This is a genomic window from Streptomyces sp. NPDC059443 (assembly GCF_042750105.1).
GTDB lineage: Bacteria > Actinomycetota > Actinomycetes > Streptomycetales > Streptomycetaceae > Streptomyces.
Genome location: NZ_JBHYVM010000037.1, coordinates 49,493 through 63,267, shown reverse-complemented (window position 1 = coordinate 63,267; position 13,775 = coordinate 49,493). Strand labels below are relative to the sequence as shown.

Sequence of the window (13,775 nt, the reverse complement as noted above, 5' to 3'; positions counted from 1 at the left end):
CGGGCTAGCCCTTCGAGTCCAGGCCCGCGGCGCCCGCGCCGACGAGACCGTTGGCCCAGAGCTGGTTCACGCGCGAGCGCTCGGCGGAGTTCGGCCGGGTGTTCTGGCACGAGGTGCCGGGGCCGCCTCCCGACATCAGCTCCGAGCACGGGCCCGAGTAGTGGTCCGGCAGGCCCAGCACGTGGCCGGTCTCGTGCGCGGTCACCCGGGTGGAGTTGTACTCCTGGTTCTGCTGGTAGTCGAGGAAGATGTAGCCCTGTCCGTGCCCGTCCGTGTCCGCGTACGAGCCGCGTTCGTCATCGCCCTCGTAGTACGAGAAGTCCCCGCCGGAGGACACCTCCTGCAGCTTGACGTTGACGACCGAGCTGTTCCAGATCCGGGTGGAATTGGCTATCTGGCCACGGAAGCTGGGCGCGTTGCCGGTGTCGTAGGTGACGGTCACCGCGAGGACGCCCGGGTTCGCGGCGCGGTGCTCGGCGACCGAGCGCCGGACGGCATCGAAGAAGGCGCGGTTGGCGGCCGCGTTCTCCTGCGAGTGCTCGTACGCGGCGTAGCGCGCGGCATGGCCCGCCGGGGCGGTGGCGGCGCTCGCGGTGGGGACGACGCCGCCGAGGGCGGCGGCCAGACCGAGGCCGACCGTGGCGGCCAGCATGGCCTTTCGGGAGTGGCGCATGTGGGGGACTCCTGCTCATCCGGTGCGGTGGGGGGTGTTCGGTACCGGAGTCTGCGGGAGCGGGAGGGGCCGGCGGATGATGCCAGGGGCCGATAGCGCCGGGCTATCGGGGAGTTTTCGGCAAGCCGACTCCCGTGAGAATGGCGGGATTCGGGGGGGATACCGGTGGCTGGTGCGGTCCGCCGCGACCGGCCTACTCTCGGGGCATGGAGCTTGAGGTCAGGCACCTGCGCGCCCTGTGCGCCATCGCCGACGCCGGCAGTCTGCACAAGGCCGCCCGGCAGCTCGGCGTGAGCCAGCCTTCGCTGACGACCCAGCTCCGCCGCATCGAACGCGCCCTGGACGGCGAACTGTTCCTGCGCGAACGCACCGGCTGCCGGCCGACTCCCTTCGGGCGCACGGTACTCGGCCGGGCCCGCCCGCTCCTCGCCGAAATGGCCGCCCTCGTGGCGGAGGCCCGGGCGGCGTCCCGGGGGCCGCGGCTGCGGATCGGCTCCACGGCCAGCCGCGCCCTGCCCGGCTGGCTGCGCCGCCTCCACCGGCGGCTGCCCGACACGGAGACGGACCTGGTGGTCGACGTCTCCGCCAACGCGCTGCTGCGGATGACGGCTTCGGGCCGGCTCGACGTGGCGTTCGTGCACGAGGTGGAGGGCAGCCCGCTGCGGGTGCCGGCCGGGCTGGAGCTGCGCGTGCTCATGGAGCGGGAGCCGCAGTTCGTGTCCATGTCCCGGGACCACCCGGCGGCGGCGCGGCCGGTGGTGGAGTTGCGGGACCTCGCCGCCGACCGGTGGACCGTGGACCCGGCCGTGGACGGCGAATGGGACGGTCTGCGCAGGGTGTTCGCGGTCGCCGGACTCGATCCGCCACTGCTGCACGCCGATTACCACACGGCCGCTTCGCTGATCGTCTCGGGCGAGGCCGTCGCCCCCTGCCAGCCCACGTCCGGGCCGCGCGAGGACATGGCGATCCGGCCGCTCTCGGGCGACCCGCTCGCCGTACGGCTCCTCCTGGCGACCCGGCCGGGGGTGCACGCAGAGGTCTACGCCGAGGTGTACGAGGACCTCCGCGCGGCCTACCGCGAAGCGGCGCTCGGCATCCCGCCGTACCGGGCCTGGCTCCACCGGAACGCGAGCCCGCTGCTGGCGGCGTAGCCCCGGGGGCCCGCCGACTCCGTGGACGGGTTCAGCGGTGGCCGCGCAGGCGGCTGCGGGCGCGGTCGTAGGCCAGGGAGCCCGCGCCGTGGGCGACCAAGAGGGTGCCCGCGGCCAGCCAGCCCGGGTCGCGGCGGCGGGCCGCCCAGAGCATCAGGGGTGCGCCCGCGGTCAGCTGGGCCGTGCCGGCGAGGCGGAGCCTGGGACCGCGCAGCAGCCGGCCGAGGGGGCCGTCCTCGACCACCGCGAGCTCCGCCCGCATCACGTCGCGCCAGCCGGACCACTCCACCGGCTCCGACCCGGGCGCGACCCGGGCCGCTTCGCGCAGCCGGTCGGCCGGTTCGCCCGGGGCCAGGCCGGCGGGCAGCGCCAGCCCCGCGCGGGCCAGCAGGGCGATGACCCCGAGGAGCCGGGCGGGGCCGTCGGCCGCCTCGTCGGGGCGGGTGAGGCGTTCCAGTTCCTCCAGGTCCAGGACCGGATCCAGCCCGAGCCGGGCCGCCAGCACCCGCATGGCGTCGATGCCGGGTTCGGGCTCGCCCTGGGGACGGCCCGCCGCGTCCCACTCGTAGGCCGCGGACCGCCTGAATCCCGAGGACAGGACGAATCCGGTCCGGCCGTCCTCCCACCACAGGCTCAGCACCGGCCAGTTGGTTCCCAGCGCGACCGCCGAACCCCATCCGGAGAGGACCTCGGCCACGGATTCCTCGCCGTCCAGCCAGGGCTTGCCCTCGGGGACCAGCGCGGTCCACTCGCCGGCCGGAGCGAGCAGCAGGCGTTCGCGCAGCATGTGCGCGGCGGGGCGGGCGGCGAGCGGCTCGGCGCGGCAGAGCAGCAGTCCGCCGGCCGTGGTCTTGGAGATCGGCATGCCCACACGCTAAGCCAAATCACCCCAAACCGAGGATTTTGGATCTTCTTGAGGTGCTTGACTTCCCGCAACCGCGATATATCGTGTTAACCAGAAGACGCGATATGTTGCGTTCTTCGGTCCGTAGTCCGTAGTCCGTGCACGTACGCCGAGGAGGATCAGCACCATGGCAGAGGCAGCGCAGAAGACGTGGTCGGTAGCCGAACCGCAGAAGCTCACCTTCGAGGAGCCGGTCGCCGAAGTCCGCGTCCGCATGGTCGGCGGCACCGTCAACGTCGTCGCGGCCGACGAGGGCCCGGCCCGCCTGGAGGTGGCCGAGGTCGACGGGCCGCCCCTGCACGTGGTGCAGGAGGGCGGCGTCCTCACCATCTCCTACGAGGACCTCCCCTGGAACGGTTCCCAGGGCTTCAAGGCATGGTTCGAGGGCAAGCCGTGGAAGGCCTGGTCCTCCACCGGCCTGGGCCGCAAGGCCTGGGAGCGCAGCGCCACCGTGACCCTCACGGTCCCGGCCGCCACCCACGTCCGGCTGGCCACCGTTGGCGCCACCGCCTTCGTCTCCGGCATCGGCGGCGGCACAGACATCCACGGGGTCTCCGGCGACGCCACGCTCGTCGGCCTGTCCGGCAGGGTCAAGGCGCACACCGTCTCCGGCAGCGTCGAGGCCCAGTCCGTGACCGGCGAGCTCGGCTTCCACACCGTCTCCGGCGGCCTGACGGTCGTGGACGGGGCGGGTGGCAACGTACGGGCCGACTCGGTCAGCGGCGACATGCTCATCGACCTGGCCCTCGAAGACCGGACCGGCCACGGCCCCGTCGACATCTCCCTCACCTCCGTCTCCGGGCAGGTGGCCATCCGCCTCCCGCACCCGGCCGACGCCCGCGTCGAGGCCAACACCGCCACCGGCGGCGTCTCCAACGCCTTCGAGGACCTGAGGGTCTCCGGCCAGCTGGGCGCCAAGCGGATCACCGGCACCCTGGGCGCCGGTACCGGCACCCTGCGCGCCACCACCGTCTCCGGTTCCATCGCGCTGCTGCGCCGCCCGGCGGCGACCCCTCCGACTGATCCGACGGGCCCGGCCGCCCCGGCCGCTCCCCTCGCGCTCGACAAGAAGGTGCTCTGACATGCCGCCCGTCTTCGCCCACGGCCGCCTCCGCCTGTACCTCCTCAAGCTGCTGGACGAGGCCCCGCGCCACGGGTACGAGGTGATCCGGCTGCTGGAGGAGCGTTTCCAGGGGCTCTACGCGCCCTCCGCGGGCACGGTGTACCCGCGGCTCGCCAAGCTGGAGGCCGAGGGCCTGGTCACGTACGCCACCGAAGGCGGGCGCAAGGTCTACTCGATCACCGAGGCGGGCCGCGCCGAACTGGCCGACCGCGGCGGCGAACTGGCCGACCTGGAGCTGGAGATCCGCGACTCCGTCTCCGAACTGGCCGCCGAGATCCGCGCCGACGTGAGCGGAGCCGCGGGTGACCTGCGGCGCGAGATGCGGGCCGCGGCCAGCGCTTCGGCCGCGCACGTGGACGACGAGTCCTGGAGCGTCGCCAAGGAGGAGTTCCGCAAGGCGAAGGCGGAGTGGAAGGAGCAGGCGCGCCGGGCGAAGGACGAGAGCCGCCGGGCCCGCGAGGAGGCCCAGCAGGCCCGCCGCCAGGCCAAGGAGGCGCAGGAGCGGGCCCGCGAGGAGGTCCAGCGGATCGCCGGGCAGCTCCAGGAGCAGTTCGCGAAGTCGGGCGGGGTCCTGGGCTCGCTGGCGGGAGCCTGGCTCGGCGGCTCCACACCGGGCACCCCGGGTGCTTCGGACACCGCGAAGGCTTCGGGCTCCGCGGCTGCTCCGGCCCCGTCCTCCGGCGCCGACTGGGCGCGGGACGTGCCCGCGACGGGTGACGCGGCCCGCGACCTGGACCGGCTGCTGGACCGCTTCCGCGACGACATCCGCGACGCGGCCCGTGACCACGGGGTCTCCCCGGCCCAGCTGTCCGAAGCCCGGGCGGAGCTCGCGGCCACCGCCGCCCGGCTCGCGGTGGTCCTCCGAGGTGGTGCGTAGGACCGGCTGGGCGCCGCTGCCGGAGCCCTGCCGGAGTGGCGGGGCTTGAGTGGCCGTCAGGCCGCCAGGCCCGCCTCGGCCGTGGCGTAGGTGACGCCGTGGTCCGCCAGGACCTCGGCGACGGCGCCGGGCCGGGACAGCAGGGCCAGCAGTAGGTGAGGGGTGCCGATGTGGCGGTCCTTGCGGCCCAGGGCGATGCGCAGGGACATCTCCAGCACCTTCTTCGAGCCCGGGGTGAGGCGGGTGCGTCGCCCGCCGCGCTTGCCGGGGGTGGGGGTCGGGGGAGCCGACAGGGCGCCCTCGCCGTGGGTTTCCTCGATGCGGGAGACGATCTCGGTGAGGTCGATGCCGAGACCGGCCAGGGCCTCTTCGTCCGCCTTGGACAGGCCGCCCCGGCGGCGGGCCGACGCGAGGCCGGCGACGACCGAGGCCCGGTCGACGCCCAGGGGGGCGAGCGCGCCCTGGGCCAGGAGCGCAAGCAGCAGGTGTTCCTCCGTGACCAGGGCGGCCCCGGCCCGCTCGGCCTCGGCGACCGCGCCCGTCACGGTGGTGCGGGCATCATCGGTGAACCGTTCGAACATCAGAGCCTCCCGTGCTTCTTGTGTACGGCCTGCCGGCTGACGCCCAGCTCGGCCGCGATGTCCTGCCAGGACCAGCCCTGCGCGCGGGCACTGCGTACCTGGACGGCCTCCAGCTGCTCCAGCAGCCTCCGGAGGGCGGCCACGGCACGCAGGCCCACGCGCGGGTCGCGGTCACCGGCCCGTTCGGCGAGATCGGTGGCTTCGGTCATGGGTGTCAATGTAGGTTGACGCACGGGAGGTGTCAACCTACATTGACGGACCGGCGGCCGGCCGGACGGGGCCGTGGGCTACACCGTGAGCACGATCTTGCCGAACAGCTCCCCGGACTCCAGCTTCTCGAAGCCCTCGCGGGCCCGGTCCAGCGGCAGGGTCTCGTCGATCACCGGGCGGACGCCGGTCGCCGCGCAGAAGGACAGCAGGTCCTCCAGCTCGTCCTTCGAGCCCATGGTCGAGCCGACCACCTTGAGCTCCAGGAAGAAGATCCGGGTCAGCTCCGCGTGCGCCGGGCGGTCGCCGCTCGTGGCGCCCGAGATCACCAGGGTCCCGCCGGGGCGCAGGGACTTGACCGAATGGGACCAGGTGGCGGCGCCGACCGTCTCGATGACGGCGTCGACCCGCTGGGGGAGCCGCGCACCGGGCTCGTAGGCCTCCACGGCGCCCAGCTCGACGGCGCGCTTGCGCTTGGCCTCGTCCCGGCTGGTGGCGAAGACCCGTAGGCCGGCGGCCTTGCCGAGGGCGATCGCGGCGGTGGCGACGCCGCCGCCCGCGCCCTGGACCAGTACCGAGTCCCCGGGGCGGACGCCCGCGTTGGTGAAGAGCATGCGGTAGGCGGTGAGCCAGGCGGTGGGCAGGCAGGCGGCCTCCTCGAAGGAGAGCTCGGCGGGCTTGCGCAGGACGTTCCAGGCGGGGACGGTGACCTGCTCGGCGAAGGTCCCCTGGTAGCGCTCGGTCAGGATCGAGCGGGGCTCGTCGGGGCCGACTCCGTGGCCGGTCTGGCCGATGACGGAGTGCAGGACGACCTCGTTGCCGTCCTGGTCGATCCCGGCGGCGTCGCAGCCGAGGATCATGGGGAGCTTCTCCTCGCCGAGGCCGACTCCGCGCAGCGACCACAGGTCGTGGTGGTTGAGGGAGGCGGCCTTGACGTTCACGGTCACCCAGCCGGGTCGGGCCCCTGGCGCGGGGCGCTCGCCCAGCTCAAGGCCGCTCAGCGGCTGGTCACGGTCGATTCGGGCGGCGTAGGCAGCGAACATGGCGGCGACGCTACCGCCCGGTAGCCCGGGGATCCAGGCCTTGCCGCGGCCCGGCGGCCCGGGGCGGGCCCTGCGGGGCTGGTACGGCAGCGGGGCCCGGCCGGAATGGTTCCGGCCGGGCCCCGCTTCGTACAGCTCAGCGCGGCGACTACGCCAGCCGGGCCACGCCGTCGGCCTTCGCCGCCGCGGCGACCGCGGCCGTGACGGCCTCGGCGACGCGCGTGTCGAACGGCGACGGGATCACGTACTCGGCGGTGAGCTCGCCGTCCGCGACGACACCGGCGATGGCGTCGGCGGCCGCGATCTTCATGTTCTCCGTGATCCGGGAGGCCCGGACCTTGAAGGCACCCGCGAAGATGCCCGGGAACGCCAGCACGTTGTTGATCTGGTTCGGGAAGTCCGAGCGGCCCGTGGCCACGACCGCCGCGTACTTGTGCGCGACGTCGGGGTGGACCTCCGGGTTCGGGTTGGCCATGGCGAAGACGAAGCAGTCCTTCGCCATCGTCGCCACCGCGGCCTCGGGGACCGTACCGCCGGAGACGCCGATGAAGACGTCGGCGCCCACGAGGGCGTCCTCCAGGGAACCGGTCTGGCCCGTCTTGTTCGTCAGGCCCGCGATCTCCGCCTTGACGTCCGTCAGGTCGGAGCGGTCGGCGGAGACGACGCCCTTGCGGTCGGTGACACAGACGTCGCCGATGCCCGCGTCCACGAGGATCTTGGCGATGGCGATGCCCGCCGCGCCCGCGCCCGAGATCACGGCGCGCAGGTCGCCGAGGGTGCGACCGGTGAGCTTCGCCGCGTTGCGCATGGCGGCCAGCGTCACGATGGCCGTGCCGTGCTGGTCGTCGTGGAAGATCGGAATGTCCAGGGCTTCCTGGAGACGCCGCTCGATCTCGAAGCAGCGGGGGGCGGAGATGTCCTCCAGGTTCACCCCGCCGAAGGACGGCGCGAGGCGGATCACGGTCTCGATGATCTCGTCCGTGTCCTTGGTGGCGAGCGCGATCGGAACCGCGTCCACACCACCGAACTGCTTGAAGAGAATGGCCTTGCCCTCCATCACGGGGAGGGAGGCTTCCGGCCCGATGTCACCGAGGCCCAGCACGGCCGTACCGTCGGTGACGACGGCGACCACGTTGGACTTCCAGGTGTACTCGTTCACGAGCTCGGGCTGCTCGGCAATGGCGCTGCAGACCTTCGCAACGCCGGGCGTGTACGCCAGGGACAGGTCGTCCTTGTTGTGGACCGGCACGGTGGCCACGATGGCCATCTTGCCGCCCCGGTGCAGCGCGAACACCGCATCGGGGTTGTTGTCCGTCACGCTGTCGCTGCGAGGATTGACGATCTCCGCTGCCACTGTCTTGACCCCTTAAGTCTTTGAATCGTTGAGGGTGACCACTCCTGGTTAAGGGGTGGGCGGGCACCGCGTCCGTACTCCGCATCGACGGTTGGCCCGTCTCCGCGAAGGGGAGGTTCGTACGCGCGGGCGCGCCGCACGCGCGCCCTGAGCCCCGGATGAGGGGTGTAAGGATCTGTTCTACCCGAAGAACACTCACCCAGACGAGTCGATTCCCCCTCGACCATAGGTTGCTTGCCCTGGTTTTGGCGAAAAGTCCAAACCTTGGCGTCCGATAGGCGAGACACGCAGTAAAAACTGCGGTGAAAACCCCTGGTGGCAGCGGTAAATGCGGCCCCGAAGGCCCTTCCCCGCAGGGCTGTTGGGAGCAGGGGGGTGTCCGTTATCTGATTTTGACCTGACGGGCACCCTGAATGTCTCAGTCCGAATGGCAAGATGCCGTAATCACACAAGGTCGCGACACTCGATGAGGCGTGCCCGACCACTTATCGATGCTTTCCACCTGCCGGAGGAACCAGCTCATGACCGCAAGCACCACCCGTCGTACGACCGCCGCCCGGTCCCGGATCGCCGCGGTCGGCGCGATCGCGGTCGCCGGCGCCCTGATCCTCACCGGCTGTGGCGACCAGACCAAGAAGAACGACGGCGGCTCGAAGACCAACAGCGCCCCGCTCTTCTCGGCCCTGCCGAAGAAGATCCAGGACGCGGGCGTCATCAAGGTCGGCACGGACGCGGCGTACGCGCCGATGGAGTTCACCGAGGGTGGCAAGATCGTCGGCGTCGACCCCGACATCGCCGAGGCGCTGGGCAAGCAGCTCGGTGTGAAGTTCGAGTTCACCGCGGGTGCCTTCGACGGCCTGATCACCTCGATCTACACCGGCCGCCAGGACGCGATCATGTCCTCGGTCACCGACAACGAGAAGCGCCAGAAGGGCCTGGACGACTCGGGCAAGCAGATCGGCAAGGGGATCGACTTCGTCGACTACTTCTCCTCCGGCGTCTCGCTCCTCGTCCAGAAGGGCAACCCGCAGGGCATCAAGTCCCTGGACGACCTGTGTGGCAAGACCGTCGCCGTCCAGCGCGGCACGATCTACGAGGACACCTTCAAGACGCAGGCCACGAAGTGCGGTGACAAGAAGCTCACGATCGAGTCCTTCGACACCGACGCCGAGGCGCAGACCCGCGTCAAGGCCGGCGGCGCCGTGGCCGACCTCAACGACTACCCGGTCGCCGCGTACATCGCGAAGACCTCCGGCGGCGGCAACGACTTCGAGGTCGCCGGCGCGCAGAACGACGTCGGTCTCTTCGGCATCGGCGTCAGCAAGGAGAACACCCAGCTGCGCGACGCCCTGAAGCAGGCGCTCGACGCGATCATCAAGGACGGCTCCTACGCCAAGGTCCTGGAGAAGTGGAACGTCAAGGACAGCGCGGTCACGGCCGCCACGGTCAACGCAGGCAAGTGACCCGAGAGGACCGCGGGGCCCGCTCGCCCCGCGGTTCCTGGTCCTGAGTTCCACTGAAGGGCAGTCATTGTGACTGACAAGATCGACAAGGGTCCGGCCGACACCCCGCCGGCCGTGCCCGCCGCCTCGGGCACCCCGTACGAGGCCATCAAGGCAATCCCCGTGCGCCACTACGGCCGCTGGATCAGCGGTGTGGTGGTCGTCGCACTGCTGGGCTGGCTCGTCTACGCGTTCTCGCAGGGCAACATCATCTGGAAGACGGTCGGAGACAAGCTCTTCGATCCGTCGATCATCAGCGGCCTCGGCAACACCGTGGTCATCAGCGTTTCGGCCATGGCGCTGGGTCTGGTCCTCGGCATCCTCTTCGCGGTGATGAGGCTCTCGAAGAACCCGGTGACGAACTCCGTCGCCTGGCTCTACATCTGGTTCTTCCGCGGCACCCCCGTCTACGTCCAGCTGCTGGTGTGGTTCAACCTGTCGCTGATCTTCAAGTACGTGGACCTCGGCCCGATCTACAAGCAAGAGACCGTCGTCCTCATGACCCCGTTCATGGTCGCCCTGCTGGGCCTCGGCCTGAACGAGGGCGCGTACATGGCGGAGATCGTGCGCGCGGGCATCCAGTCCGTGGACGAGGGCCAGGCCGAGGCCTCGCACGCGCTGGGCATGACCCAGACGCAGACCATGCGCCGCGTGATCCTCCCGCAGGCGATGCGCGTGATCATCCCGCCGTCGGGCAACGAGTTCATCAACATGCTGAAGACCTCGTCCCTGGTGTCGGCGGTGCAGTACACGGAGCTGTTGCGGGCCTCATCGAACATCGGGTCCACGGCCGGCGCCATCATGGAGATGCTGTTCGTGGCCTCCATCTGGTACCTGGCCCTGACCAGCGTGTTCAGCGTCGGCCAGTACTACCTGGAACGCCGCTACGCGCGCGGTTCGCTGCGCTCCCTGCCGCCCACGCCGCTCCAGCGGCTGAAGGCCAACCTGAACATGTTCCGCCGTACGGAGGTGGCGAAGTGACCGCCCAGCCGATGGTCAAGGCCGAGGCCGTCCACAAGTCGTACGGCCCCGCCCACATCCTCCGCGGCATCGATCTCGAAGTCGCCCCGCGCGAGGTGTTCTGCCTGGTCGGCCCGTCCGGCTCCGGCAAGTCCACCTTCCTGCGCTGCATCAACCACCTGGAGCGCATCAACTCCGGGCGGCTCTCGGTCGACGGCCAGCTGGTGGGGTACCGCCAGAAGGGCGACAAGCTCTACGAGCTGAAGGACAGCGAGGTCGCGGCCCAGCGCCGGGACATCGGCATGGTCTTCCAGCGCTTCAACCTGTTCCCGCACATGACGGCCATCGAGAACGTCATGGAAGCCCCGGTCATGGTCAAGGGCGAGAGCAAGGCGGTCGCGCGGGCGCGCGCCGTCAAGCTGCTCGACCGGGTCGGCCTCGGCGACAAGGCCGGGAACTACCCCACCCAGCTCTCCGGCGGCCAGCAGCAGCGCGTGGCCATCGCCCGCGCGCTGGCCATGGAGCCGAAGCTGATGCTCTTCGACGAGCCCACCTCGGCGCTCGACCCGGAGCTCGTCGGCGACGTCCTCGACGTCATGCGGGACCTGGCCGAGTCGGGCATGACCATGATCGTGGTCACCCACGAGATGGGCTTCGCCCGCGAGGTCGGCGACAACCTCGTCTTCATGGACGGCGGCGTGGTGGTCGAATCCGGCCACCCGCGCGAGGTCCTGGGCAACCCGCAGCACGACCGGACGAAGGCGTTCCTGTCCAAGGTGCTGTAGCGCTTGAAACGCAGGAGGGGCGGTCCGGTTTCCCGTACCGCCCCTCCTGCGTTTCCTGCTTTAGGCCTAGGACCAGTGTGTCCGAGGGGAGCGCCAGACCGTACGGACATCCGCGAAGCCCGCTGCGAGCGGGGTCCGGGCTTACTTGGCCTTCATGGGGTATCGCCGTCCGCGTGCTCGCCTTGGAGCTCTCTCCCGGCTGAAGCCGGGAGACTCCCTCCTGGATCGCTCCGGCGGGTTTGACGGTGCTTGCGTCCGTCCGACGACGATCCTCCCGACCGCCGGGCAGGTCAGGGACCTGCCGACTCCCAGCAACTTGGCTGTCGTTACTGGGTGTTCGCTTATCATAGCAGAGGGTTATGAGGCTTCGTGCCGCCGAGTGGTCGGCGTCCTTTGCTCCGGCGTAAGCGGCAGCGTGCAGGGCCGTGGCCGTCAGAACGGCGTCGTAGGAGTCGTGGGGGAGGGCCGCGCGCCAGTCCGGGTCCTTGAGGTCGGCGGTGACGAAGGAGACGCGGGGGTCGTCCGCGAAGTGTCCCCGGGCGATCGTCAACAGGGCGGGGTCGAGATCGACACCCGTACTGGTGGATTCCGGGAACCTCTTCAGGAGGCGGTCCGTGATACTTCCGGTACCGCACGCCAGGTCCAGCACGCGGGGGGCGGTGCCGACCAGTGCCTCGACCATGTCCAGCATCACCCGGAACCGCTCCTCACGGTCGGGCATGTACCACTCCTGCTGGCGGTCCCAGCTGTCCTGCCAGGCCTGCCAGTCGGACGGTGTCATCTCAGAGCGCGCAGTACCCGCCACGAAATCCTCCATGCGTAATACCCTCGTACCTATCTCAGCCGTTACCGGAGACACTAATCCGCAGCCGTAAGGACTACAAGTGGAACTGGCCCATTACTCGGACTACGCCGTGCGTCTGGTCAACACCGAGGAGCCGGCCCGCAACAAGGACTCGCTGACCTCCGTGGACGCCGTGCGCGCGCTCTTCGGCACCAGCGTGCAGATGGCACGCCGCGTCACGGACACGGACATCACCCGTTTCCGCAACGTCCGCGGCCGGCTGCGCAGCGTCTTCGAGGCCGCCGACGGCGGGGACCACGTCCTGGCCGTCGACCTGCTGAACTCCCTGCTCATGGAGTTTCCCGTCAGCCCCCAGGTCTCCGGACACGAGACGCTGGGCGAGGAAGGGGGCCCCGACTGGCACATCCACCTGGCCGACCACCCCTCCAACGCCTCCGCCGGCTACGCCGCGATCGCGTCCTTCGGGCTGGCCTTCCACCTCACCGAGCACGGTCCGGGGCGGCTCGGCATCTGCCAGGCCGCGCCCTGCCGCAACGCCTACCTGGACACCTCCACCAACCGCTCCCGGCGCTACTGCTCCGACCGGTGCGCCACCCGCGCCAACGTCGCCGCCTACCGGGCCCGCAAGCGGCTGGAGGCAGAGGAGTCCGCCCGCAGCGGGCGCAGCGCCGAGGCCGCCCAGGAGACCCACGCCCTCAGCGAACGCTGATCCTCCGCCGCGTGCTCCGGCCGCGGGCGCGGCCGGAAGCGCGCCACCGCGGTCGCCAGCACGAGCTCGTCGGGGACCGGCCCGTAGTCGGTGCTGTCGCCCGTCTCGTTGTACGGGTTGTCGCCCAGCACCCACCAGCCGCCCGGCCGCCGCTCCGCCGCCCGTTTGACGACCAGCAGGTCCTGCTGGAACGGGTGGCGCAGCACCACGACGTGGCCCGGCCGCACGGGGGCCCCGTACCGGACCACCACCTGGTCCCCGTTCTCCAGGGTCGGCGCCATCGAAGGCCCCTGCACCACCAGGACGCCGATCTGCTTCAACGGCGACTTCCACTCCCGCGTCCCCCGGCGCGAGCGCGTGTTCCCCGACATCCCCGACATCCCTGACCTCCTCGCCCGGCTCGCCGGGTCTCGTCCCACCCCGCATGCTGCCGCACGCGTCCGTACATTCGCTCACCGCCCCGGGGACGGCTCTGGACTTTTGTCCCAACCGCATGGGGGCGCCCGCGAAAACGTCTCTCTCACGGAGTAATCTCCCCCTTGAGAAGACGATCACGAGGAGGACAAACCCCATGCTTTCCCGCCTGTTCGCCCCCAAGGCGACGGTCTCCGCCCACTGCGACCTGCCGTGCGGCGTGTACGACCCTGCCCAGGCCCGCATCGAGGCCGAGTCCGTCAAGGCCGTGCAGGAGAAGTACCAGGCCAACGACGACACCGACTTCCGCGCGCGCGCCATCACCATCAAGGAGCAGCGCGCCGAGCTCGCGAAGCACCACGTCTCGGTCCTGTGGAGCGACTACTTCAAGCCGCCGCACTTCGAGAAGTACCCGCAGCTGCACGCCCTGGTCAACGACACCCTGAAGGCCCTCTCGGCCGCCAAGGCGTCGAACGACCCGGCGACCGGCGCCAAGGCGCTGGAGCTCATCGCCGAGATCGACCGCATCTTCTGGGAGACCAAGGCCGCCTGAGTGCGACCTGGTCCTCCTTGTCCTCCGGGACGGGGTAGAAAGGGGGGGGCCGCCGCGGCCCCGGGGGGGGCCGGCCCCCGGCGGCGGCGCGGCCGAGGGGGGGGGGGGGGCCGCCCCCGCCGCGGGGGCGCCGC

At 71.0% G+C, this 13,775-nt stretch carries 15 protein-coding genes and 1 pseudogene; 8 read left to right on the top strand and 8 right to left on the bottom strand.

Going from position 1 to position 13,775, the window contains the following annotated elements:
• Positions 1-4: 4 nt before the first annotated feature.
• Positions 5-673 carry a snapalysin gene (snpA, locus tag ACFXDJ_RS29435; RefSeq protein ID WP_384652841.1) on the bottom strand — a complete coding sequence of 223 codons (669 nt, stop codon included), beginning with the start codon at positions 671-673 and terminating at the stop codon, positions 5-7.
• Positions 674-879: 206 nt separating this feature from the next.
• Between snpA and ACFXDJ_RS29430 the strand changes: the two genes are divergently transcribed.
• Positions 880-1,824 (top strand): LysR family transcriptional regulator, encoded by a 945-nt coding sequence (locus tag ACFXDJ_RS29430; protein WP_384652839.1) that lies wholly within the window; start codon positions 880-882, stop codon positions 1,822-1,824.
• Between the two features lie 31 nt (positions 1,825-1,855).
• On the opposite strand, the gene ACFXDJ_RS29425 is transcribed toward ACFXDJ_RS29430, so the two are convergent.
• Complete coding sequence (locus tag ACFXDJ_RS29425) at positions 1,856-2,689, bottom strand: hypothetical protein (protein WP_384850873.1); 834 nt, start codon at positions 2,687-2,689, stop codon at positions 1,856-1,858.
• A gap of 166 nt (positions 2,690-2,855) precedes the next feature.
• Between ACFXDJ_RS29425 and ACFXDJ_RS29420 the strand changes: the two genes are divergently transcribed.
• Both ACFXDJ_RS29420 and ACFXDJ_RS29415 read left to right on the top strand, forming a co-directional pair.
• Entirely contained in the window at positions 2,856-3,809 is a 954-nt protein-coding gene (locus ACFXDJ_RS29420) for a DUF4097 domain-containing protein (protein ID WP_384850871.1), read from the top strand.
• A gap of 1 nt (position 3,810) precedes the next feature.
• On the top strand, positions 3,811-4,728 hold the full coding sequence (locus tag ACFXDJ_RS29415) for a helix-turn-helix transcriptional regulator (RefSeq protein WP_384850869.1): 918 nt from the start codon (positions 3,811-3,813) through the stop codon (positions 4,726-4,728).
• A gap of 56 nt (positions 4,729-4,784) precedes the next feature.
• On the opposite strand, the gene ACFXDJ_RS29410 is transcribed toward ACFXDJ_RS29415, so the two are convergent.
• The 4 genes from ACFXDJ_RS29410 to ACFXDJ_RS29395 all read right to left on the bottom strand — a co-directional run bounded on the left by ACFXDJ_RS29410 (position 4,785) and on the right by ACFXDJ_RS29395 (position 7,913).
• Positions 4,785-5,309 carry a Clp protease N-terminal domain-containing protein gene (locus ACFXDJ_RS29410; protein WP_384652830.1) on the bottom strand — a complete coding sequence of 175 codons (525 nt, stop codon included), beginning with the start codon at positions 5,307-5,309 and terminating at the stop codon, positions 4,785-4,787.
• Positions 5,309-5,518 carry a helix-turn-helix domain-containing protein gene (locus ACFXDJ_RS29405; protein WP_215015209.1) on the bottom strand — a complete coding sequence of 70 codons (210 nt, stop codon included), beginning with the start codon at positions 5,516-5,518 and terminating at the stop codon, positions 5,309-5,311. Before ACFXDJ_RS29405 ends, ACFXDJ_RS29410 begins: the two co-directional genes overlap by 1 nt.
• Positions 5,519-5,596: 78 nt before the next feature.
• The gene (locus ACFXDJ_RS29400; RefSeq protein WP_384664231.1) at positions 5,597-6,559 is read right to left on the bottom strand and encodes a zinc-binding dehydrogenase; all 963 of its coding nucleotides are present in this window, start codon (positions 6,557-6,559) and stop codon (positions 5,597-5,599) included.
• A gap of 148 nt (positions 6,560-6,707) precedes the next feature.
• On the bottom strand, positions 6,708-7,913 hold the full coding sequence (locus ACFXDJ_RS29395) for an NADP-dependent malic enzyme (protein WP_384662885.1): 1,206 nt from the start codon (positions 7,911-7,913) through the stop codon (positions 6,708-6,710).
• Between the two features lie 521 nt (positions 7,914-8,434).
• On the opposite strand from ACFXDJ_RS29395, the gene ACFXDJ_RS29390 reads away from it, so the two are divergent.
• From ACFXDJ_RS29390 to ACFXDJ_RS29380, 3 genes are all read left to right on the top strand, one after another.
• Positions 8,435-9,376 (top strand): ABC transporter substrate-binding protein, encoded by a 942-nt coding sequence (locus tag ACFXDJ_RS29390; RefSeq protein ID WP_384662882.1) that lies wholly within the window; start codon positions 8,435-8,437, stop codon positions 9,374-9,376.
• A gap of 69 nt (positions 9,377-9,445) precedes the next feature.
• On the top strand, positions 9,446-10,396 hold the full coding sequence (locus tag ACFXDJ_RS29385) for an amino acid ABC transporter permease (RefSeq protein WP_384662879.1): 951 nt from the start codon (positions 9,446-9,448) through the stop codon (positions 10,394-10,396).
• Positions 10,397-10,407: 11 nt separating this feature from the next.
• A complete protein-coding gene (locus ACFXDJ_RS29380) occupies positions 10,408-11,160 on the top strand; it encodes an amino acid ABC transporter ATP-binding protein (protein WP_384662888.1) in 753 nt (250 codons plus the stop codon).
• 415 nt (positions 11,161-11,575) lie between these two features.
• Here ACFXDJ_RS29380 and ACFXDJ_RS29375 read toward each other — a convergent pair.
• Positions 11,576-11,977 (bottom strand): annotated as a pseudogene (locus ACFXDJ_RS29375) (class I SAM-dependent methyltransferase); the annotation flags it as partial.
• Positions 11,978-12,044: 67 nt separating this feature from the next.
• On the opposite strand from ACFXDJ_RS29375, the gene ACFXDJ_RS29370 reads away from it, so the two are divergent.
• Positions 12,045-12,674, top strand: a complete 630-nt coding sequence (locus ACFXDJ_RS29370; RefSeq protein ID WP_384662873.1) for a CGNR zinc finger domain-containing protein — start codon at positions 12,045-12,047, stop codon at positions 12,672-12,674.
• Here ACFXDJ_RS29370 and sodX read toward each other — a convergent pair.
• A complete protein-coding gene (gene sodX / locus ACFXDJ_RS29365) occupies positions 12,578-13,054 on the bottom strand; it encodes a nickel-type superoxide dismutase maturation protease (RefSeq protein ID WP_384662870.1) in 477 nt (158 codons plus the stop codon). The two genes, ACFXDJ_RS29370 and sodX, sit on opposite strands and share 97 nt — an antisense overlap.
• Before the next feature lie 191 nt (positions 13,055-13,245).
• Between sodX and sodN the strand changes: the two genes are divergently transcribed.
• A complete protein-coding gene (gene sodN / locus ACFXDJ_RS29360; RefSeq protein ID WP_384850867.1) occupies positions 13,246-13,641 on the top strand; it encodes a superoxide dismutase, Ni in 396 nt (131 codons plus the stop codon).
• The last annotated feature ends 134 nt before the right edge of the window (positions 13,642-13,775 follow it).